Below are 20,292 nucleotides of genomic sequence, written 5' to 3'. Positions count from 1 at the left end.
AAATAGATTCTTATTTTTAACGCACAATGGCAGAATTAATACAAAACCTGACTAATAAGACAAGTTTTTGAATAACTTGAATACAAATATTATTTCAGATGGATGCTAAATAAGCTTCTCAAGAAATAAAAAACCATTCAAAAACAAACTATTAAATATTCGTTACCTTTGATAAACAGATACTTTTTAATTCTGTAATGCACCGAGTCTTCGCATTTTATCATGTTAGTGGCGTAATAAGAGGCATGAAATATGGATCCTTACCTAATAGATTGGATCAGCTTAATACTGCGTTTCTTACACGTAGTCACAGCGATTGCTTGGATTGGCGCCTCTTTCTATTTCATCTGGTTAGACAACACACTACAAAGCCCTGCGCAATGGAAAAAAGACAAAGGAATTTCTGGGGATCTCTGGGCAATACATGGGGGTGGTTTTTACGAAGTTGCCAAGTATCGACTAGCGCCTGAGCAGATGCCAGAGACTCTGCATTGGTTCAAATGGGAAGCATACAGTACCTGGATAACGGGCTTTTTATTACTCAGCTTGATCTATTATGTCGGTGCTGATGCCTACTTAATCGATACAAGTAAAGCCGACATATCTCAGCTTTCTGCTATTGCTATTGGTTTAGGTAGCATTTTGGGTGGAGTCATTATTTATGATTTGGCATGTAAGTCACCATTAGTTAATCATGGTTTGATATTTGGCCTAGTTATGTTGGTTTTACTGACCCTTGTTGCCTTTGCTCTAGGCTTAGTCTTGAGTGATAGAGGTACTTATATTCACGTAGGTGCGATCATTGGTACCTCTATGGCTGCGAATGTACTCGTCGGTATTATGCCTGCACAGCGCGCACTGGTGGCAGCTGTTGAAAAAGGCGAAGCGCCTGACCCAAAATACGGAATGAACGCAAAGTTACGTTCAACTCATAATAACTACGCGACCTTGCCTGTGCTCTTTATTATGCTCAGCAGCCACTACCCAATGACATACGGCCACGAATACGGCTGGCTAGTTTTGGGGGCGATAATGTTGATTGCAGCATGGGCACGTCATTTCTTTAACTTGCGACATAAAGGCATCGTTAAGCCATTTATTTTGGTCTCAGCATTGTTAGCGTTTATAGCACTAGCTTGGGTCATAGCGCCTAAACCGGTAAGCCTGGACCCTTCAAGTAAAGCGCTTTCTAATAGTGAAGCGGTCAGCTTGATTCAGCAACGTTGTCGTAGCTGCCATAGTGCTACTCCAACTGATGAGCTATTTACAACAGCACCTGCAGGCGTCATTTACGATACAGAAAAACAGATAATGAAGTGGCTTCCACGCATTCATGCTCGCGCCGTTATATCAAAAGATATGCCATTTATGAACAAAACAGGTATGACAGACAAAGAAAGAATAGCGCTCGCTGACTGGTTACAAAAAAACTAGCTTTATTGACCGCGTAATAATGGCTGAATAGCGTTTTTGCCTCCTAGCTGCTTCATTTGCCGCTTAATCCACGCGACACGTTGCTTTATATAAGTAGAAGGGCGCCCTGCATTATACTTTTTAGGGTTAGGCAGCACAGCCGCGAGCTTAGCAGCCTGTGTTCTGGTTAAGTAGCGAGCCTTGATTCCAAAAAAATGTTGGCTGGCCGCTTGCACCCCATAAATACCATCACCAAACTCTGCAATATTAAGGTATACCTCCATAATGCGCCTTTTAGACCATAGGCCTTCCAACCCCAATGTAAAGCCCAATTCTAAAACCTTACGTATGTAATGCCTGCCATTCCAAAGAAAAAGATTTTTTGCTGTCTGTTGAGAAATGGTACTCGCACCACGAAGTGAGCCCTTTTTACGGTAATCCTTTAATGCGATCACTAATGCCTGTGTATCAATGCCCCAGTGCTTAACAAAGCCTTGGTCCTCACTGGCAATAACGGCTAATGGCATCCACTGTGAAATATTCTCAAGATCAACCCAGACATGTTGGACTTCACGTTCAGGGTTCTGCCATTGATCGACCAACATAAAAGAAGATGACGGAGGATTAACCACCTTAAAGAGGCCAATAATAGCTAATGACAGCAAACATACTGTTAGTAATGTTAAAAATACGTATCTCCATAGCGAATTTAATATTGATCTTTTCGCCATTCAATAGCCTCCAAAATAAAGGTTAGCTTCATACATTGAAGGAGCTAACCCTGAACAAAATAAGGACTAAGACAACAGCCAATGTAAGAGTTCAGCTCATGGCTAATAAAGCACGACGATGACTAGTCGATTAATTGAGCGTATAAAAAAGAACCATTACTTGTTAAAAAGGGGTATATCAAATAAAAATAACAACTCTTAGCCAAGCAGGCGAAAGAGCATCAGGAGAAGTTATGCACCCGTGTGAATTTCAGGCTGATTATATCATTATTGGAGCAGGTTCAGCAGGCTGCGTATTAGCTAATAGACTCTCAGCTGATCCAAAAAATAAAGTCCTGCTATTAGAAGCAGGAACAAAAGACACCTACCCCTGGATTCATATCCCTATCGGCTACATCTACACCATGAACAATCCTAAAACTGATTGGTGTTTTAAAACACAAGCAGATGCAGGGCTTAATGGACGCGCACTAAACTACCCTCGCGGTAAAGTGTTAGGAGGATCATCTTCTATTAACGGCATGATCTATATGCGTGGTCAAAAACAAGATTACGATCACTGGGCTGCTTTAGGCAATGAAGGATGGAGTTGGGATGATGTTCTACCATATTTTAAAAAATCTGAAGACCACTTCTCAGGTGCATCCGATATGCATGGAGCCAATGGCGAGTGGCGAGTAGAAGAACAGCGCCTTTCATGGAAAATACTGGACAGCTTCAGGCAAGCTGCTGCCGAAACAGGCATACCTTCAATAGATGACTTTAATACGGGAGACAACGAAGGGTTTAGTTATTTTCAAGTAAATCAGAAAAAAGGCAAGCGCTGGTCATCAGCTATTGGGTTCTTACACCCAATAGCACATAGACCCAATCTAACGATTATTACCTGTGCTCATGTTGACCGTTTACACATTGAAAATAAAAGAGCTTTAGGTGTTGCGTTCGATGCTCAAGGCATTCCCACCTACGCTCGAGCGAATAAAGAAATCATATTATCAGCCGGTGCTGTTGTTTCTCCCATTATTTTACAACGTTCAGGGATAGGCAATCCCAACCTCTTAAAACAACACAACATAGACCTTGTCCACAATCTTCCTGGTGTTGGTGAAAACCTACAAGATCACTTACAAGTTAGGGCTGTATTTAAAGTCCAAAATGCTGACACCCTCAATGAACAGGCTAATAGCTGGCTAGGCAAAGCCAAAATGGCTTTTGACTATGCTTTTTTTAGACGGGGCCCCTTATCAATGGCACCGAGCCAATTAGGAGGCTTCGCGAAAAGCGATAAACAATATGATACAGCTAATCTCGAATACCATATTCAACCACTGAGCTGCGAAAAGTTGGGGGACCCACTACATAAGTTTCCAGCTATTACCGTCTCTGTTTGCAACCTCAGGCCCAAAAGCCGTGGCCATATTAGGTTAAGCTCAGCTAATCCCTACGCCTCTCCCGTCATCACACCTAACTATCTAAGCCACGAAGAAGACAAGCAGGTGGCCGCTGACGCACTAAAACTCAGTAGAAATATCTGTAAAGCAGGCGCCTTTAAACAGTACCAACCAGAAGAGTTTAAACCGGGTATTGAGATTAATACTGATGAGGAACTCATTAAAGCTGCAGGTGATATTGCCACCACTATTTTTCACCCTGTTGGTACCTGTCAGATGGGTAACAGCTCAATGTCAGTTGTTGATTCACAATTAAAAGTCCACGGAATCGACCAACTCCGCGTAGCCGACGCATCAATTATGCCCACTATTACCTCTGGAAATACCAATTCACCCACAATTATGATTGCAGAAAAGGCTGCTGAGATGATTTTAAGCAAATAATTGAAATTATTTTCTACTTTTTTTGTTCCGATCAGCCTCTCTATAGGCTGATCATTCCCTTAAAATTGTAAATCACTCACATTTTCTTACACAAAAGTTATCTACACTCTAAATCATATACATATGTAACATATTGATTTTAAATAATTAAATATAACTATTAAAGACTTATCCACTGTTGATAAAATGATAAATCACACTTTTATCTTTTCATATAACTTATTCACATTCTAAGTTATTCACACTTTACACAGGTTTATCCACATCTAGGTTTTGGGTTATTCATTAGTTAACCACTTTTATTCTTGCTGTGAGTAACGTCTGTGTAAAACAGGGGATATCTAGGTGATCAAGTTGGGGGTAGTTTCACCTGTGCATAACTCGCTATTTTATGCACACCTTATATACTTATACAACAGAGGTATCTGACAGTTTCAAGGCCCTGTTTGATTAGCTTTATCTACTTGTTTTTGTTGATAAATATAGGTTTAAGAACAGATAAGGGGCTGCTTAATAATAACAACAACAATAATCTTATATATATATACATATACCTTTAATATTTATTTAGAAGAAAGAAGTTAAAGTATAAAATTGGTCAATTTTTAGACATTCCTTCAATCAATTAAGACTGTATAATGCTCGTCCTATCAAATCTGTTTCGCTGTAAATAGATGAGTAACCTGCTTTATATCGAGGTAAAAGCATTGGACTATCCTGATCAATTTGATGTCATTATTATTGGCGGAGGACATGCGGGAACAGAAGCCGCATTAGCTTCTGCTCGTAAAGGCGCTAAAACACTGTTGTTAACACATAACATCGAAACACTTGGTCAGATGTCATGTAATCCAGCAATTGGTGGTATTGGGAAAAGCCATCTTGTAAAAGAGATCGATGCTCTCGATGGAGCAATGGCTCGTGCTACTGACAAAGGTGGAATTCAATTTCGAGTTTTGAATTCTCGAAAAGGACCTGCAGTACGTGCTACACGTGCTCAAGCAGATAGAGTTCTTTACAAAGCAGCCATACGTAGCATTCTTGAAAATCAGCCTAATCTGCAAATATTCCAGCAATCAGCTGATGACTTAATTGTTGAACAAGACGAAGTTAAAGGTGTAATTACCCAAACGGGTATTCGTTTTATTGCTAAATCAGTTGTGCTGACAGCAGGTACTTTTTTAGGTGGGTTAATCCACATAGGAATGGAAAATTTTTCAGGAGGTAGAGCTGGAGACCCTCCATCAATCGCTTTAGCTAAGCGCTTACGGGAACTTCCATTTCGTGTCGAACGCTTGAAAACAGGTACGCCACCACGTATAGACGCTCGTAGTGTTGATTTTTCAGTTATGCAGGCTCAACCTGGTGATACACCAAGGCCGGTAATGTCGTTTATGGGTTCTAAAGCTGATCACCCTGAACAAATTAGCTGTTTTATTACACATACTAATGAACAAACCCATGATATTCTTCGCGCCGCATTAGACAGGTCACCTTTATACACAGGCGTTATCGAAGGTGCAGGCCCACGTTATTGCCCTTCAATTGAAGATAAAATAATGCGTTTTGCTGATAAGAATCAGCATCAAATTTTTGTTGAACCTGAAGGGTTAACGACTCACGAACTTTATCCGAATGGCATTTCAACGAGTTTACCGTTTGATGTTCAATTGGCTGCGGTTCGCTCTATTAGTGGTTTTGAAAACGCTCATATACTCAGACCTGGTTATGCGATTGAATACGATTTCTTCAATCCTCAGGATTTAAAACACACATTAGAGACAAAATTTATTCAGGGACTTTATTTTGCTGGTCAAATTAACGGCACTACAGGTTATGAAGAAGCGGCAGCTCAGGGTTTACTTGCTGGATTAAACGCTGCAGCAAGAGCTCTGGATCAGGACCAATGGTACCCACGTCGTGATGAGGCATATATTGGTGTGCTGGTGGACGATCTCATTACCATGGGAACATCTGAACCTTATCGGATGTTTACTAGCCGTGCGGAATATCGACTTGTCTTAAGAGAAGATAATGCTGATCTTCGGTTAACAGAAAAAGGTCGCGAGCTAGGTTTAGTGGGTGATGAACGTTGGGATGCTTTTTGTAAGAAACGTGAAGCGATTGAGCAAGAAAAACAACGTTTAAGTAGCACATGGATACAGCCTGGCACTGAAGCGGCAGAGAAAATTAAAGATAAACTCTCTTCAGAAATGCAGCGTGAATATAATTTAGCAGATCTGATTCGTCGTCCAGAGCTAAAATATGCGGATGTTTCTGAATTAAAAGGTGAAGCGGTAACTGACCCTTTGGTTGCTGAGCAAGTAGAAATACAGTTTAAGTATGAGGGTTATATCAACCGTCAAATTGAAGATATTGAACGGGTTAAGCTGCAAGAGAATACACCTCTACCTGAAGATTTTGATTACGAAGTAGTCGGTGGTCTTTCAAACGAATTAAAAAGTAAGTTACAAGAGCAGCGACCAGTCAGTATTGCACACGCATCTCGGATTCAAGGCATGACTCCTGCCGCAATTTCGTTACTATTGGTTAACATTAAGAAACAACAAATGATTAAGAAGCAACAAAAGGCCACTGGTTAATGGATTTGACACAATTACGTGCTTCACTGGTACGACAATCGCAAGAGATGAAGCTTTCGTTATCAGATGAACAGGTAGATAAGTTAATGGCTTATCTACAATTATTAGTGAAGTGGAATAAGGCCTATAATCTTACTGCCGTAAAAGACCCTGCTGAGATGATCACGCGCCACTTATTGGATAGTTTAAGTTTACTGCCATTCGTAAAAGGTCCTCGAATTATCGATGTAGGCAGTGGCCCAGGCTTACCTGGTATTCCGTTGGCTATTTGTTGCCCTAGTTTAGATGTCACCACATTAGATAGTAATGGTAAAAAAACACGTTTTCAGAATCAGGTAAAAGTTGAATTAGGGTTAACTAATTTAACGGTTATTAATGGCCGTGCAGAGCAATGCGATGATGAACCATTCAATGAGGTTGTTTCGCGTGCCTTTGCTTCTATGACTGATATGATCAAATGGACACACCAGTTGTGCCGCCAAGATGGTGTTTTTCTTGCCATGAAAGGTTTATATCCTACTGAAGAGTTAACTCAACTGCCGCCAGATATTGAGTTAAAAGCCAGTCATTCACTGAATGTAGCAGGCACTCATGGCGCTCGGCACTTAATGGTTCTTGGGAGAGTGTGAACGTGGCTAAGATCCTGACGATAACTAACCAGAAGGGCGGTGTAGGGAAAACGACAACCTGCGTCAATCTAGCTGCATCACTTGCTGCGACCAAGAAGCGTGTATTGATGGTCGATTTAGACCCTCAAGGCAATGCTACTATGGGTAGCGGGGTCGATAAGCATGATTTACAGCACTCTGCTTATGAATTGTTGACGGGAAAATCGACAGCGGCAGACGCCATTATTAAAAACCCAAAAGTGGGCTACGACGTTATTGGCTCAAACGGTGATCTAACGGCTGCAGAAGTTGAGTTATTACAACTTCCTAGAAGAGAGTTTCGCTTAAAAACGGCACTCGCTCCTATCATAGATAATTATGACTTCGTACTGATCGATAACCCGCCATCACTCAATTTGCTGACAGTTAATGCGCTTGCTGCATCGTCAGGTGTCATCATACCTATGCAGTGTGAATATTATGCTCTTGAAGGTATCAGCTCATTAATTGGCACTATCGATAAAATAAACCAACGTCTGAACCCTAATTTAAGAATTGAAGGGATTCTGCGTACCATGTTTGATCCACGAATGAGCTTGACGAAAGATGTATCGAACCATCTCGTTGATTATTTTGGTGACAAGGTTTATCGCACAGTTATTCCACGCAATGTTCGTTTAGCAGAAGCGCCATCTCATGGGTTGCCCGTATTGTTTTATGATAAAAACTCACGCGGATCAGTAGCCTACCTTGCATTAGCAGGTGAGTTGATAAGAAAAACAACGCAAGAATTAAAGAACTCCCAGAAAGCCGAGCAACAGGAAGCATAGTAATGGTGAAAAAAAGAGGTTTAGGTCGCGGACTGGATGCGTTACTGGCGGGTATCAATACAGAAGATGAGGTTTCTTCCGATCAGCAGGTAGAAACACCAAAAAGCGGCTATGAACTGATGTCTGTTCATAAAATTCAACGTGGTCGCTATCAACCCCGGCGTGATCTAGAGCCAGAAGCCTTAGAAGACTTAGCTAGTTCTATTCGTGTGCAGGGAGTTATTCAACCAATCATAATTCGATCGGTTGAGGATGGTCGTTATGAAATTATAGCCGGTGAGCGTCGCTGGAGAGCGTCACAAATGGCAGGGTTAGATGAAATACCTGTCATTATTAAAAATGTGCCTGATGAAGCAGCTATCGCAATGGCGTTGATAGAGAATATCCAACGGGAAGATTTGAACCCGATGGAAGAAGCGATAGCGCTACAACGCTTACAAGATGAATTTGAATTAACTCAGCAAGAAGTAGCTGATGCGGTAGGTAAATCTCGCTCTACAGTCACTAATTTACTGCGTCTGATGAAGCTGACTGATGATGTCCGAAAAATGCTGGAGTATGGTGATATAGAGATGGGCCATGCGCGAGCATTGCTTGGTTTGGAGTTAGAGCAACAGTTATTAGCCGCCCAAGAAGTGGTAGGTAAGGCGTTGTCTGTAAGACAAACGGAAGAGCTTGTTAGGAAATGGCAAGCCGGTGATGCTATTAAAACTGTGCGTGAAGCAAAAAAAACAGATCCTCAGCTTGAACAGATATCGAGTGACTTATCGCGTCGTTTTGCAGCTAAAGTATCGATTAACCAAAGCAGCAAAGGTAAGGGAAAAATCACAATAGCGTACGATTCTCCTGACGCATTAGAAAATATATTGAAAAATTTTGCAGAGTAAATTTTCAAGTAAAAACTCTACAAGGTGGATGTTTTAAGGACTTAAGTATGATCTGCGATAAGACATTAGTGCAAAACCCTTACTATCAGGTTGAGTCTCTCGGGCTAACCCCATATAATCGGCACGCTGATTGGAAACAGGTTTCCAAAATAGAGCAAAAGAGTCTCACTGAAGGTGAAACTTGGATATGAACCTGAAGCCAGGAAAGCATACTCAGGCGACACGACACAGAGTTATTAGAATATTTCTAATACAGGCTCTTTTGATAGCAGTAATGGCCGTCATCACATTGCTTTATGGAGTGACGCAAGCCTACTCAGTACTACTGGGAGGGCTACTTTATTTGCTACCCAATGCCTATTTTGCGAAACGTTTACTATTCGGTCGCCAGAAAAGCTCAGCAAATCGAGCACTGGCAGAAATGTATATCGGTCAAATATGGAAAATGGCGATATCGATAGTAGGGTTTTCCGCTGTCTTTATCATGGTTCGACCTTTGAGCCCATTTTCCTTATTTTTTGCTTTCATCTTGCTACAGGTATCCGGTTGGTACTTACAAATGAAAGCGAATTACCGATTCCTAAAACTTTAAGAAACGAGAGAACTGAGAATGGCTAGCGGAACTGTCACATCCTCAGAATATATATCTCACCACTTGACCAACTTGACGTTTGGCAACCATCCTGAAAATGGACTAGGTTTCGCTCATACGGCAGTTGAAGCGGCTGAGATGGGATTCTGGGCAATTAATGTTGATACTATGTTGTGGTCTATCGGTCTGGGTGTGTTATTTACCTGGCTGTTTAGCAAGGTTGCTAAATCTGTTACGGCAGGTGTACCTGGTAACACGCAAAACTTTGTAGAGACACTCATTGAATTTGTTGAAGAGAACGTCAATAGTATTTTTCATCATAAAAATGCGCTGATTGCTCCTTTAGCATTGACCATATTTGTCTGGATTTTCCTGATGAATACGATGGATTTAGTTCCTGTTGATTGGATTCCTTATATCGCAGGCCAGATGGGTATTCACTTCATGAAAGTGGTTCCTACTACAGACATCAATGCCACAATGGGTATGGCGTTGAGTGTTTTTGGTCTGATTCTTTACTACAGCATCAAAATGAAAGGTATTGGTGGTTTCTTAGGTGAACTGGCCTTCCAGCCACTCGGTAAATGGATGCTTCCGTTTAACCTGTTTTTGGAAATCGTTGGCTTGCTTGCAAAACCAATATCGTTGGCATTGCGACTGTTCGGTAACATGTATGCAGGTGAGATGATCTTTATATTGATCGCTTTACTGCCGTTCTGGATACAGTGGGTTCTTTCTGTTCCGTGGGCGATTTTCCACATTCTAGTTATTACATTGCAGGCATTCATCTTCATGGTATTGACAATTGTCTATATGGCCATGGCACATGAAGAGCACTAATGTGTAATCGCTGAATAAAAAGATTTTGTTTTAAAATTTCAACCTTAACTTTAACTTTAACTTAGCAAATTAATCGGAGAAAAACTGATGGAAATGGCTTTGCTATATATCGCTGGTGCACTGATGTTGGGTCTTGGGTCCGTAGGTGCTGCAGTAGGTATCGGTATTCTTGGTGGTAAATTCCTAGAAGGTGCTGCTCGTCAGCCTGAACTGATTCCACTTCTACGTACACAGTTCTTTATCGTAATGGGTCTTGTTGACGCCGTTCCGATGATCGGTGTAGGTCTGGGTCTATACGTACTGTTCGCTGTTGCTGGCTAATAAGTAGAGATGCAAACCATTCCCAATAAAATGGGTAACTACTTTTTAGAACAACCGCGAGAGGTAATGGCGTGAATATCAATCTAACCATCATTGGTCAGGCCATCGCATTCGCTATCTTTGTTATGTTCTGCATGAAGTATGTATGGCCACCAATTACAGGTGCCCTAGCAGAACGTAAGAAAAAGATTGCTGAAGGTCTGGACGCTGCTGAACGTGCTCAGCGCGATTTGCAATTAGCACAAGAAAAAGCTGTTGCGAATATGCGTGAAAGCAAAGAACAAGCAGCCGCCATCATCGAACAGGCTAATAAGCGGGCTAGTCAACTAGTCGACGAAGCTAAAGAGCAAGCACGTGTTGAAGCAGAACGCATCAAGACAGCGGCTCAAGCTGAAATCGAACAGGATGTTAACCGTGCGAAAGAAACTCTTCGTTCACAGGTTGCTGCACTTGCAGTAGCTGGAGCTGAAAAGATTCTTGAGAAGTCGGTCGACAAAGCAGCCCACGCTCAGCTGGTTGATAAACTAGCAGCGGAGCTTTAAGCGAGGTTTACGATGGCTGAACTCAATACAGTCGCTCGTCCTTACACAAAAGCTGCATTTGAATTCGCTCAAGAAAAGGGCAGTTTGGATCAGTGGTCAACAATGCTTTCAACAGCTGCAGTAGTAGCTAATGATAGTGTTATGGCTAACGTGTTGGGCAATCCTGCGCTAACGAGTGAGCAAAAAGCAGGCGCTATGGTATCGGTATGTAAAGACCATCTGGATGAAGCAGGTGAGAATTTCATACGGTTACTAGCTGGAAACCAGCGTCTTGGTTTGCTCCAAGAAGTTAATGCGCAGTTCGAGCAGCTCAAAGCAAATTTGCTGAAGTCAGTCGATATCGATTTGACAACTGCTTATGAACTGGATGAGCAACAGCAACAGAAATTAACTCAGGCACTCAGCGCTAAGCTGGGTCGGGACGTAACACTAACATCTACCGTAGATAAAGATATCTTGGGTGGTGTTGTAGTACGGACACAAGACCTGGTAATCGACGGCTCAGTTCGCGCCCGTTTGGCGAAACTAGCTGAAGCACTTAATTCCTGAGTATGAGGAATAACCATGCAGCAACTGAATCCATCTGAGATCAGCGAGATTCTCAAGAAGCGCATCGAAAAGCTGGATGTGTCTTCTGAAGCCCGAAATGAGGGCACTATCGTCAGCGTATCCGATGGTATCATTTTGATCCACGGACTAGCTGACGTAATGTACGGGGAAATGATCGAATTCCCTGGCAGCATTTACGGTATGGCGCTCAATCTTGAGCGTGACTCTGTCGGTGCAGTAGTATTAGGAGATTACCAAGGCCTAGTCGAGGGCATGACTGCTCGTTGTACTGGCCGTATCCTTGAAGTACCGGTCGGACCGGAACTACGAGGCCGCGTTGTTGACGCGCTTGGTAACCCAATCGACGGAAAAGGCCCTATTGAGGCTAAATTGTCTGACGCTGTTGAAAAAGTAGCGCCAGGTGTAATTGATCGTCAATCAGTTGACCAGCCTGTACAAACAGGTCTGAAAGCAATTGATGCGATGGTACCTGTAGGCCGTGGTCAGCGTGAGTTGATTATCGGTGACCGTCAAATCGGTAAAACAGCTATCGCGATTGATGCGATCATTAACCAGAAAGGTACTGGTGTAACGTGTATCTACGTTGCCATTGGTCAGAAGCAGTCTACGATTTCAAACGTAGTACGTAAGCTAGAAGAGCATGGCGCAATGGATCATACCATTGTAGTCGCTGCTGGTGCTTCTGATCCTGCATCCATGCAGTTCCTAGCTCCTTATGCTGGTTGCTCTATGGGTGAATATTTCCGTGACCGCGGTGAAGATGCTTTGATCGTATACGATGACCTGACTAAACAGGCATGGGCATACCGTCAGATCTCTCTGTTGTTACGTCGTCCACCTGGTCGTGAAGCTTATCCTGGTGATGTTTTCTATTTGCATTCTCGTCTACTTGAGCGTGCTGCTCGTGTAAACGCTGATTACGTAGAAAAATTCACAAATGGTGAAGTGAAAGGTCAGACCGGATCTTTGACAGCTCTACCGGTAATCGAAACTCAGGGCGGTGACGTTTCTGCTTTCGTACCAACCAACGTTATCTCCATTACTGATGGTCAGATCTTCTTAGAAAGTAGCCTGTTTAACGCAGGTGTACGTCCAGCGATCAACGCTGGTTTGTCTGTATCACGTGTAGGTGGTGCAGCACAGACTAAGATCATCAAGAAGTTGGGTGGTGGTGTACGTCTGGCGCTTGCTCAGTATCGTGAATTGGCTGCGTTCGCGCAGTTCGCATCTGATCTAGATGATGCAACACGTGCACAATTAGAGCATGGTCAGGCTGTTACTGAGCTAATGAAGCAGAAACAGTACTCACCAATGTCTGTTGCAGATATGGGCCTTAGCCTATTCGCAGCAAACGAAGGTTTCCTGAAAGACGTTGAAATTAACAAAATCGGTAGTTTTGAAGCTGCTCTGATCTCTTTCTTCAACAGCGAATACGCTGATCTGATGAACGATATCAACAAGAGCGGTAGCTTCAGCGATGAAATCGCTGCACAGTTCAAAGCAGGTATTGATAAGTTCAAGTCAACTCAGACTTGGTAAGCACTCAGTGAGTGGTGGCCTGTATTATTTTGCAGGCCTTTACTAAGTTAAGGTTAGATAGGCGGATCTATGGCAGTCGGAAAAGAGATTAAGACGCAAATAGCGAGCATCGGTAGCACACGCAAAATTACCAGCGCCATGGAAATGGTTGCTGCGTCAAAGATGCGTAAAGCTCAGGATCGCATGCATTCTTCCCGCCCGTACGCTCGCAGTATCCGTGGTGTTATTCAGCATTTGGCAAAATCAAATCCTGAATACAAGCATCTTTACATGCAGGAACGTGAAGTTAAACGTGTTGGTTACATTATTGTAGCAACTGACCGTGGACTTTGTGGTGGACTGAACATTAACTCGTTCAAGAAAGCCATGTTAAGCATGAAAGAGTTCAACGACAAAGGCGTCGAAATTGACGTTTGCGCGTTAGGATCTAAAGCAGTCTCATTTTTTAAGAGCTACGGCGGTAATGTAGTAGCAGCAAAAACCCATTTGGGTGATCAGCCAGAAGTAACGGATCTGATCGGTGCTGTGAAGGTTATGCTGGACTCTTATTCTGAAGGCAAGCTGGATCGTCTGTATGTTGTGGCTAACACTTTTGTTAACACAATGACGCAGACCCCGCAGGTTGAACAAGTGCTTCCACTGAAAGCAGAAGACGATGAGGCGCTGCTGAATCATCACTGGGACTATATTTATGAACCTGACGCTAAAGAACTGCTGAATGGCCTTCTTATGCGTTATGTTGAGTCCGAAGTGTATCAGGCAGTAGTTGAGAATAACGCCTGTGAACAGGCGGCGCGAATGCTGGCAATGAAAAGTGCAACTGACAATGCCGGTGATTTGATTGACGAACTTCAAATGATTTATAACAAAGCTCGTCAAGCAGCAATTACTCAGGAAATTTCTGAAATTGTTAGTGGTGCTGCGGCTGTTTAATGCGGTGAACGGGTTAAAATTTAAGAGGATCCGAACATGAGTAGCGGACAAATTGTTCAGATTATAGGCGCGGTAGTCGATGTGGAATTTCCACGTGACAGCGTACCTAAAATTTACGACGCGCTGACCGTTTCAAAGAATGGTCTGACACTAGAAGTTCAGCAGCAGCTGGGTGACGGTGTTGTACGTGCGATCGCGATGGGCCAGACTGAAGGTACTAGTCGTGGCTTAGAAGTGAATAATACTGGTGCTCCAGTTTCTGTACCTGTAGGTACAGCAACATTGGGACGCATCATGGATGTACTAGGTAACCCAATTGATGATTGTGGTCCTATCGGTGAAGAAGAGCGTATGCCTATTCACCGTAAGGCACCTACTTATGCTGACCAAGCAGCCTCTAACGAGCTGCTTGAGACTGGCATCAAGGTTATCGATTTGGTATGCCCATTCGCCAAAGGTGGTAAAGTTGGTCTGTTCGGTGGTGCCGGTGTAGGTAAAACCGTAAACATGATGGAGCTTATCCGTAACATCGCTATTGAGCACTCAGGTTTCTCAGTATTTGCAGGTGTTGGTGAGCGAACTCGTGAAGGGAACGACTTTTACTATGAGATGAAAGAGTCCAATGTATTGGACAAAGTATCTCTGGTTTATGGTCAGATGAATGAGCCTCCAGGAAACCGTCTGCGTGTAGCGCTGACTGGCCTGACTATGGCTGAGAAATTCCGTGATGAAGGTCGTGACGTACTGTTGTTTGTTGACAACATTTACCGTTACACACTAGCAGGAACTGAAGTATCAGCTCTGCTAGGTCGTATGCCTTCAGCGGTAGGTTACCAGCCAACGCTGGCAGAAGAGATGGGTGTTCTTCAAGAACGTATCACATCAACTCATACGGGTTCTATCACGTCTATCCAGGCGGTATATGTACCAGCGGATGATTTGACGGATCCATCTCCTGCAACTACCTTCTCCCATCTTGATGCGACAGTTGTATTGTCTCGTCAGATTGCAGAGCTAGGTATTTATCCAGCAATCGACCCATTGGATTCTTCTTCTCGTCAGCTAGATCCTTTGGTTATCGGTCAGGAGCATTATGACATTGCTCGTAATGTGCAGGGTGTTCTTCAGCGTTATAAAGAGCTGAAAGATATCATTGCTATCCTAGGTATGGATGAGTTGTCTGAAGAAGATAAGCAGGTTGTAACACGTGCTCGTAAGATTCAGCGTTTCTTGTCTCAACCGTTCTTCGTTGCAGAAGTATTCACTGGTTCTCCAGGTAAGTACGTATCTTTGAAAGACACTATCCGTGGCTTTAAAGGAATTTTGGACGGTGATTACGATTCACTTCCAGAACAAGCGTTCTACATGGTTGGTGGCATTGAAGAAGCTGTTGAGAAAGCCAAAGGCATGTAATTGCTTTTGGTAAACCTTTAGAAGGAAAACAACATGGCTATGACTGTTCATTGCGATATCGTAAGTGCTGAAGAAGAGATCTTCTCTGGTCTGATCGAGTTCGTATCAGTAACAGGTAGCCTGGGTGATCTGGGTATCTACCCAGGTCACGCTCCGCTTCTGACGGAACTGAAACCAGGCCCTGTCGAAATGCGTAAGCAGGGCGGCGAACAGGATATCTTCTACGTATCTGGCGGCTTCCTAGAAGTACAGCCTAACAAGATCATCGTTTTGGCAGACACTGCATTGCATGCAGGCGATCTGGACGAAGCGGCTGCTCTTGAAGCGCAGAAACACGCTGAACAAGCGATGGGTGATAAGCAAAGCGAATTCGAATACGGTCGCGCTGCTTCTCAGCTGGCTGAAGCTGCGGCTCAACTCCGCACGCTACAGCAAATTCGCAAAAAGCTCAGTAAATAAAACTGACGTCGTTGAGTTACAATCGAATAAAAAGGCAGCTTCGGCTGCCTTTTTTGTGTCTGAAATTTGTTATAAATATGTAGAAGCCTTAAAGAACACCCCACAATGTATCAAAAATAATTTTCTGAGCTGCGGAGACTTCTTTTGAATCTATCAGTACTGCCGTTGGGTAGTTATTGGAGGCTAAAGAAATAATCGCACATTTTGGTGGATAAATAGCAATATAAGCGGCATCTACATGACCTTCTGTTTTAATCCATTTTCTCTCTGACAGTTCGGCGTCTTCGCCGCCATCACCAATGGCAATAACACGAACGCCAATCTGTTTTTGGATCCTTTGAGCAGTGTAATTGGGAAAAGGTCTATACAGATGAGATCGTATTGGCTTTGATGAAAAAACAGAATACTGCCGCTCATTGCTTTTAGAAACACTACTCAAAATATCTCTGAGTACGAATTCAATCCCGTCATCTCCTTCATAAAATTGAACATTAGCAGCAGAAAAGTCCGGTTTGAGATGGTTTAACTCAGGAATGATCGAAGTTTTTAGCTGTTGGATCGTATTTTCTATCTCATGCTGCCTTTGTTCAGCTAGCTGTAAGAGTACTTCAGGGTTGCGTGGAGAGAAAAGGCGACGCTTTCCTTTTGGTAAATAGCTGACAATACCTTTTTGTAGAAGCCCTTTTAAGCAGTCGTAAGTTGTACCACGATTAATACCGGCTTTATCGGCAATGCTCCTTATAGGGCTAGGGCCAAGCGACAGTAAGGCTCGGTAGATCGTTATTTCTCGCTGGTCAAAGCCGAGTCTTTCAAGAATTGAATATTGCATTTGTCAAAATTTTCCAGACAAAAAGTATTGTATAAATTGAACTATAATATAGATTAGCGGACATAAATAAATTCTGCCAATAACACATCATTAGATGCTACAGGATCGGATAATGACAACGGATATTGTAATCCTTGCCGCGGGCCAGGGAAGCCGCATGAAATCTTCTCTGCCAAAAGTTCTACATGCTGTCGCTGGAAAGCCGATGGTGCAACATGTAATAGACCACGCTCGCCAAATAGAGCAGGCAAAGCTTCATGTAGTGATTGGGCACGGTGCAGCATTACTAGAGACCGCTCTTGTTGATGAGAAACTAACATTCTCTATGCAAAAGGAGCAGTTAGGGACAGGGCATGCTGTCGCTCAAGCCTTACCTAACGTTGATCCTGAAGGCGTCACATTGATCTTGTATGGCGATGTACCGCTCACCCGCTCTGAGACAATGCAGCAATTGGTTGATATTGCCGCTAAAGGAAATTTGGGTTTATTGACAGTACATCTACAAAACCCAACGGGCTATGGTCGGATTATTCGTAATGATGCCAATAAAGTCATTGCCATTGTTGAGCAGAAAGATGCTTCAGATGAGCAGCTTAAAGTAACAGAAGTTAATACTGGCATAATGGCAGTACCTACAGGCTTGTTGCTTAAGTGGTTACCACTGCTTTCTTCGAATAATGCTCAGGGCGAATATTATTTAACCGACATTATTGCTATGGCAGCAGAGCAAAGTGTTTCCATAGAGACTCAGCACCCTGCTTGTGAGCAAGAAGTTCAGGGCGTTAATAATCGAGTTCAACTAGCTGAACTCGAACGTTGGCACCAGTTACAGCAGGCAGAAGTTCTAATGCTGAATGGTGCAACACTAGCAGACCCTTCTCGTGTAGATGTAAGGGGTAATGTATCAGTTGCTGGTGATGTCATTATCGATGTAAACGCGGTGTTTGAAGGCGATGTAGTGTTGGGTCACGGTGTATTGATTGAACCTAATTGCATTATTAAAAATGCAACGATCGGTGATAACACACATATCCGTGCTAATAGTGTCATAGAAGACTCTACGATTGCCGCTAATTGCGATGTAGGGCCTTTTGCTCGAATTCGCCCAGGTACACAGCTTGCCGCTGGCGCCAAAGTGGGTAACTTTGTAGAAACGAAAAAAGCGATTGTAGGTGAAGGATCAAAAATAAATCACCTCAGTTATGTGGGTGATGCCGTTATCGGTAAAAACACTAATATTGGTGCAGGTACCATCACCTGTAACTATGATGGTGTGAATAAATCTTTGACTGAAATTGGTGACCAAGTATTTATTGGTTCAAATACAGCTCTAGTGGCGCCCGTTAAGATCGGCTCTGGTGCTACTGTCGGTGCCGGTTCTACCATCACGAAAGAAGTTACTCAAAGCCAGCTTGCGGTTGCTCGTGGCAAACAAACTAATTTGTCTAACTGGCAGCGCCCAGTCAAGAAAGGCTAAGGAGAAGCAAGTATGTGCGGTATTGTTGGAGCAACAGCTGAGCGTTCAGTATCAGGGATTTTATTAGAAGGACTACGCCGACTGGAGTACAGAGGATATGACTCTGCAGGTATGGCTGTTTGGGATGGTGAGCTAATTCATCGATTACGCCGTGAGGGTAAAGTGCAGGCTCTGGCTGATGCTCTTGATGGCCAGCCATTGACTGGTTCTGCGGGTATAGCACACACACGCTGGGCAACACATGGAAAGCCTTCTGAGCATAATGCTCATCCACATATGTCAGGTACATCAGTCGCAGTTGTACATAATGGTATTATTGAGAATTTTGAAGAGCTAAAGTCAGAGCTGATGATTTCTGGTTATAACTTCAGTTCGCAAACCGATACCGAAGTTATTGCTCATTTATTAGATCAGGCAATTAAATCAGGTGCTGATCACTTAAGTGCAGTGAAAGATACGGTCGCTTCTTTGGACGGCGCTTTCGCACTCGGTGTTATTCATGAAGATAAACCTGGTGAGCTAATCGCTGCTCGTCAAGGTAGCCCTTTAGTGATTGGTGTGGGTATTGGTGAAAACTTTATTGCTTCAGATCAGTTGGCACTGTTGCCGGTTACCGATCGCTTTATGTTTCTTGAAGAAGGTGACATTGCACACCTAACAAGAGACGAAATCACTGTTTGGGATATTAATGGTGAAATAGTTGAGCGAGAAGTCACTCAGTATAAGCATGCTACTTCGGCGACAGAGAAGGGTAAGTTCAAGCATTTCATGATGAAAGAGATCTACGAGCAACCAACGGTAACATTGGCGGCTTTTCAGGATCGAATCCAAGACGCTCTAGTTAATGAGCGAGCATTTGGTGAGCAAGCTGCACCTATCTTTGATCAGGTTAAGCAAATTCAGATCATAGCGTGTGGCACAAGTTATCATGCAGGCCTCATCGCTAAGTATTGGATGGAAGGGCTAGCGGGTATTCCTTGTCATGTTGAAGTAGCAAGTGAGTATCGCTATCGTCCTGTTGTAATTCAAGAAGGTACCTTGTTTATCTCTATCTCTCAATCAGGAGAGACAGCCGATACACTCGCTGCATTGCGTGATGTTAAAGATCAAATTTTAGCGAGCCTGACGATCTGTAACGTGCCGGGAAGCTCGCTAGTTCGAGAGTCTGACCTGTGCTTAATGACCAATGCTGGCCCAGAGATAGGCGTGGCTTCAACTAAGGCATTCACGACTCAGCTAGTATGTTTGCTGTTAACAACGCTTGTTATTGGCCGACGCTTTAAAATAACAGAAGCACTGGAGCGCCAAATAGTTGAATCAATGATGTTACTGCCTGCATTGATTGAAGAATCACTGCAAATGGATAGTGATATTGAGCTAATGTCGCAAGCCTTTGCTGAGAAGCAGCATTCTTTGTTCTTAGGTAGAGGAACGCTTTACCCGATAGCAATGGAAGGGGCGTTAAAGCTTAAAGAGATCTCTTATATTCATGCAGAAGCTTATCCAGCAGGAGAGCTTAAGCATGGGCCTTTGGCGTTAGTTGATAAAGACATGCCTGTTGTGACTGTTGCTCCACGCAATGATATGTTGGATAAACTTAAAGCCAACTTGCAGGAAGTTAGTGCACGTGGTGGAGAGTTGTTTGTTTTTGCGGGTTGCACACAGAAAGTCCAATCGGGTGAAGGTGTTCATGTGTTAGGTATGCCTGATATGCCTGAAATACTTGAGCCGATCGTTTATACGATTCCACTGCAGCTATTGTCTTATCATGTGGCTGTACTGAAAGGCACAGATGTCGACCAGCCTCGTAACTTGGCTAAATCAGTAACGGTAGAGTAAAGCGCTAGCCATCTCTTTGATCGCAATGATT

General features: G+C 43.2%; 19 protein-coding genes. 17 read left to right on the top strand and 2 right to left on the bottom strand.

The genetic code is table 11. The features are described 5' to 3' along the window. Positions 1 to 252: 252 nt before the first annotated feature. Positions 253 to 1,434, top strand: coding sequence for a urate hydroxylase PuuD (locus tag G511_RS0102455; RefSeq protein ID WP_028468219.1), 1,182 nt, complete (start codon positions 253 to 255; stop codon positions 1,432 to 1,434). A gap of 2 nt (positions 1,435 to 1,436) precedes the next feature. On the opposite strand, the gene mtgA is transcribed toward G511_RS0102455, so the two are convergent. Next, complete coding sequence (mtgA, locus tag G511_RS0102450; RefSeq protein ID WP_028468218.1) at positions 1,437 to 2,144, bottom strand: monofunctional biosynthetic peptidoglycan transglycosylase; 708 nt, start codon at positions 2,142 to 2,144, stop codon at positions 1,437 to 1,439. Between the two features lie 233 nt (positions 2,145 to 2,377). On the opposite strand from mtgA, the gene G511_RS0102445 reads away from it, so the two are divergent. The 14 genes from G511_RS0102445 to G511_RS0102375 all read left to right on the top strand — a co-directional run bounded on the left by G511_RS0102445 (position 2,378) and on the right by G511_RS0102375 (position 16,116). Beyond that, positions 2,378 to 3,979: a GMC family oxidoreductase gene (locus G511_RS0102445; RefSeq protein WP_028468217.1), complete on the top strand. Its 1,602-nt coding sequence runs from the start codon at positions 2,378 to 2,380 to the stop codon at positions 3,977 to 3,979. Positions 3,980 to 4,686: 707 nt separating this feature from the next. Continuing rightward, a complete protein-coding gene (gene mnmG / locus G511_RS0102440; RefSeq protein WP_028468216.1) occupies positions 4,687 to 6,582 on the top strand; it encodes a tRNA uridine-5-carboxymethylaminomethyl(34) synthesis enzyme MnmG in 1,896 nt (631 codons plus the stop codon). Continuing rightward, positions 6,582 to 7,211 carry a 16S rRNA (guanine(527)-N(7))-methyltransferase RsmG gene (gene rsmG, locus G511_RS0102435; protein WP_051221447.1) on the top strand — a complete coding sequence of 210 codons (630 nt, stop codon included), beginning with the start codon at positions 6,582 to 6,584 and terminating at the stop codon, positions 7,209 to 7,211. Before mnmG ends, rsmG begins: the two co-directional genes overlap by 1 nt. 2 nt (positions 7,212 to 7,213) lie before the next feature. Then, positions 7,214 to 8,020, top strand: coding sequence for a ParA family protein (locus G511_RS0102430; RefSeq protein ID WP_028468214.1), 807 nt, complete (start codon positions 7,214 to 7,216; stop codon positions 8,018 to 8,020). Positions 8,021 to 8,022: 2 nt separating this feature from the next. Beyond that, positions 8,023 to 8,907, top strand: coding sequence for a ParB/RepB/Spo0J family partition protein (locus tag G511_RS0102425; RefSeq protein WP_028468213.1), 885 nt, complete (start codon positions 8,023 to 8,025; stop codon positions 8,905 to 8,907). 187 nt (positions 8,908 to 9,094) lie between these two features. Continuing rightward, positions 9,095 to 9,499: an ATP synthase subunit I gene (locus G511_RS0102415; RefSeq protein ID WP_028468212.1), complete on the top strand. Its 405-nt coding sequence runs from the start codon at positions 9,095 to 9,097 to the stop codon at positions 9,497 to 9,499. An 18-nt stretch (positions 9,500 to 9,517) separates the two neighbouring features. Continuing rightward, complete coding sequence (atpB, locus tag G511_RS0102410; RefSeq protein WP_028468211.1) at positions 9,518 to 10,339, top strand: F0F1 ATP synthase subunit A; 822 nt, start codon at positions 9,518 to 9,520, stop codon at positions 10,337 to 10,339. Positions 10,340 to 10,432: 93 nt separating this feature from the next. Beyond that, positions 10,433 to 10,660 carry a F0F1 ATP synthase subunit C gene (atpE, locus tag G511_RS0102405; RefSeq protein ID WP_425319937.1) on the top strand — a complete coding sequence of 76 codons (228 nt, stop codon included), beginning with the start codon at positions 10,433 to 10,435 and terminating at the stop codon, positions 10,658 to 10,660. A 71-nt stretch (positions 10,661 to 10,731) separates the two neighbouring features. Further along, on the top strand, positions 10,732 to 11,202 hold the full coding sequence (locus G511_RS0102400) for a F0F1 ATP synthase subunit B (protein ID WP_028468209.1): 471 nt from the start codon (positions 10,732 to 10,734) through the stop codon (positions 11,200 to 11,202). A 12-nt stretch (positions 11,203 to 11,214) separates the two neighbouring features. Then, entirely contained in the window at positions 11,215 to 11,751 is a 537-nt protein-coding gene (locus G511_RS0102395; protein WP_028468208.1) for a F0F1 ATP synthase subunit delta, read from the top strand. Positions 11,752 to 11,766: 15 nt separating this feature from the next. Further along, complete coding sequence (gene atpA, locus G511_RS0102390; protein ID WP_028468207.1) at positions 11,767 to 13,311, top strand: F0F1 ATP synthase subunit alpha; 1,545 nt, start codon at positions 11,767 to 11,769, stop codon at positions 13,309 to 13,311. Positions 13,312 to 13,380: 69 nt separating this feature from the next. Further along, positions 13,381 to 14,244: a F0F1 ATP synthase subunit gamma gene (gene atpG / locus G511_RS0102385; protein ID WP_028468206.1), complete on the top strand. Its 864-nt coding sequence runs from the start codon at positions 13,381 to 13,383 to the stop codon at positions 14,242 to 14,244. 36 nt (positions 14,245 to 14,280) lie between these two features. Next, positions 14,281 to 15,657 carry a F0F1 ATP synthase subunit beta gene (gene atpD, locus G511_RS0102380; protein WP_028468205.1) on the top strand — a complete coding sequence of 459 codons (1,377 nt, stop codon included), beginning with the start codon at positions 14,281 to 14,283 and terminating at the stop codon, positions 15,655 to 15,657. A gap of 33 nt (positions 15,658 to 15,690) precedes the next feature. Further along, entirely contained in the window at positions 15,691 to 16,116 is a 426-nt protein-coding gene (locus G511_RS0102375) for a F0F1 ATP synthase subunit epsilon (protein ID WP_028468204.1), read from the top strand. An 88-nt stretch (positions 16,117 to 16,204) separates the two neighbouring features. Here G511_RS0102375 and G511_RS0102370 read toward each other — a convergent pair whose 3' ends face one another. Further along, positions 16,205 to 16,945 (bottom strand): TrmB family transcriptional regulator, encoded by a 741-nt coding sequence (locus G511_RS0102370; RefSeq protein WP_028468203.1) that lies wholly within the window; start codon positions 16,943 to 16,945, stop codon positions 16,205 to 16,207. A gap of 112 nt (positions 16,946 to 17,057) precedes the next feature. On the opposite strand from G511_RS0102370, the gene glmU reads away from it, so the two are divergent. Beyond that, positions 17,058 to 18,422 (top strand): bifunctional UDP-N-acetylglucosamine diphosphorylase/glucosamine-1-phosphate N-acetyltransferase GlmU, encoded by a 1,365-nt coding sequence (gene glmU, locus G511_RS0102365; RefSeq protein WP_028468202.1) that lies wholly within the window; start codon positions 17,058 to 17,060, stop codon positions 18,420 to 18,422. A gap of 12 nt (positions 18,423 to 18,434) precedes the next feature. Continuing rightward, positions 18,435 to 20,261, top strand: a complete 1,827-nt coding sequence (gene glmS, locus G511_RS0102360; protein WP_028468201.1) for a glutamine--fructose-6-phosphate transaminase (isomerizing) — start codon at positions 18,435 to 18,437, stop codon at positions 20,259 to 20,261. The last annotated feature ends 31 nt before the right edge of the window (positions 20,262 to 20,292 follow it).

It is taken from the genome of Neptunomonas japonica DSM 18939, assembly GCF_000422765.1.
GTDB classification, from domain to species: Bacteria; Pseudomonadota; Gammaproteobacteria; order Pseudomonadales; family Balneatricaceae; genus Neptunomonas; species Neptunomonas japonica.
The sequence above is the reverse complement of the archived record's forward strand: the minus strand, read 5'-3'. Positions and strand labels throughout refer to the sequence as shown.

Excerpts from the sequence above, each read along its gene's own strand:
- G511_RS0102455 (WP_028468219.1), top strand. The coding sequence starts at position 253 with ATGGATCCTTACCTAATAGATTGGATCAGCTTAATACTGCGTTTCTTA.
- mtgA (WP_028468218.1), bottom strand. The coding sequence starts at position 2,144 with ATGGCGAAAAGATCAATATTAAATTCGCTATGGAGATACGTATTTTTA.
- G511_RS0102445 (WP_028468217.1), top strand. The coding sequence starts at position 2,378 with ATGCACCCGTGTGAATTTCAGGCTGATTATATCATTATTGGAGCAGGT.
- rsmG (WP_051221447.1), top strand. The coding sequence starts at position 6,582 with ATGGATTTGACACAATTACGTGCTTCACTGGTACGACAATCGCAAGAG.
- G511_RS0102425 (WP_028468213.1), top strand. The coding sequence starts at position 8,023 with ATGGTGAAAAAAAGAGGTTTAGGTCGCGGACTGGATGCGTTACTGGCG.
- G511_RS0102415 (WP_028468212.1), top strand. The coding sequence starts at position 9,095 with ATGAACCTGAAGCCAGGAAAGCATACTCAGGCGACACGACACAGAGTT.
- atpB (WP_028468211.1), top strand. The coding sequence starts at position 9,518 with ATGGCTAGCGGAACTGTCACATCCTCAGAATATATATCTCACCACTTG.
- atpE (WP_425319937.1), top strand. The coding sequence starts at position 10,433 with ATGGCTTTGCTATATATCGCTGGTGCACTGATGTTGGGTCTTGGGTCC.
- G511_RS0102395 (WP_028468208.1), top strand. The coding sequence starts at position 11,215 with ATGGCTGAACTCAATACAGTCGCTCGTCCTTACACAAAAGCTGCATTT.
- atpA (WP_028468207.1), top strand. The coding sequence starts at position 11,767 with ATGCAGCAACTGAATCCATCTGAGATCAGCGAGATTCTCAAGAAGCGC.
- atpG (WP_028468206.1), top strand. The coding sequence starts at position 13,381 with ATGGCAGTCGGAAAAGAGATTAAGACGCAAATAGCGAGCATCGGTAGC.
- atpD (WP_028468205.1), top strand. The coding sequence starts at position 14,281 with ATGAGTAGCGGACAAATTGTTCAGATTATAGGCGCGGTAGTCGATGTG.
- G511_RS0102375 (WP_028468204.1), top strand. The coding sequence starts at position 15,691 with ATGGCTATGACTGTTCATTGCGATATCGTAAGTGCTGAAGAAGAGATC.
- G511_RS0102370 (WP_028468203.1), bottom strand. The coding sequence starts at position 16,945 with ATGCAATATTCAATTCTTGAAAGACTCGGCTTTGACCAGCGAGAAATA.
- glmU (WP_028468202.1), top strand. The coding sequence starts at position 17,058 with ATGACAACGGATATTGTAATCCTTGCCGCGGGCCAGGGAAGCCGCATG.
- glmS (WP_028468201.1), top strand. The coding sequence starts at position 18,435 with ATGTGCGGTATTGTTGGAGCAACAGCTGAGCGTTCAGTATCAGGGATT.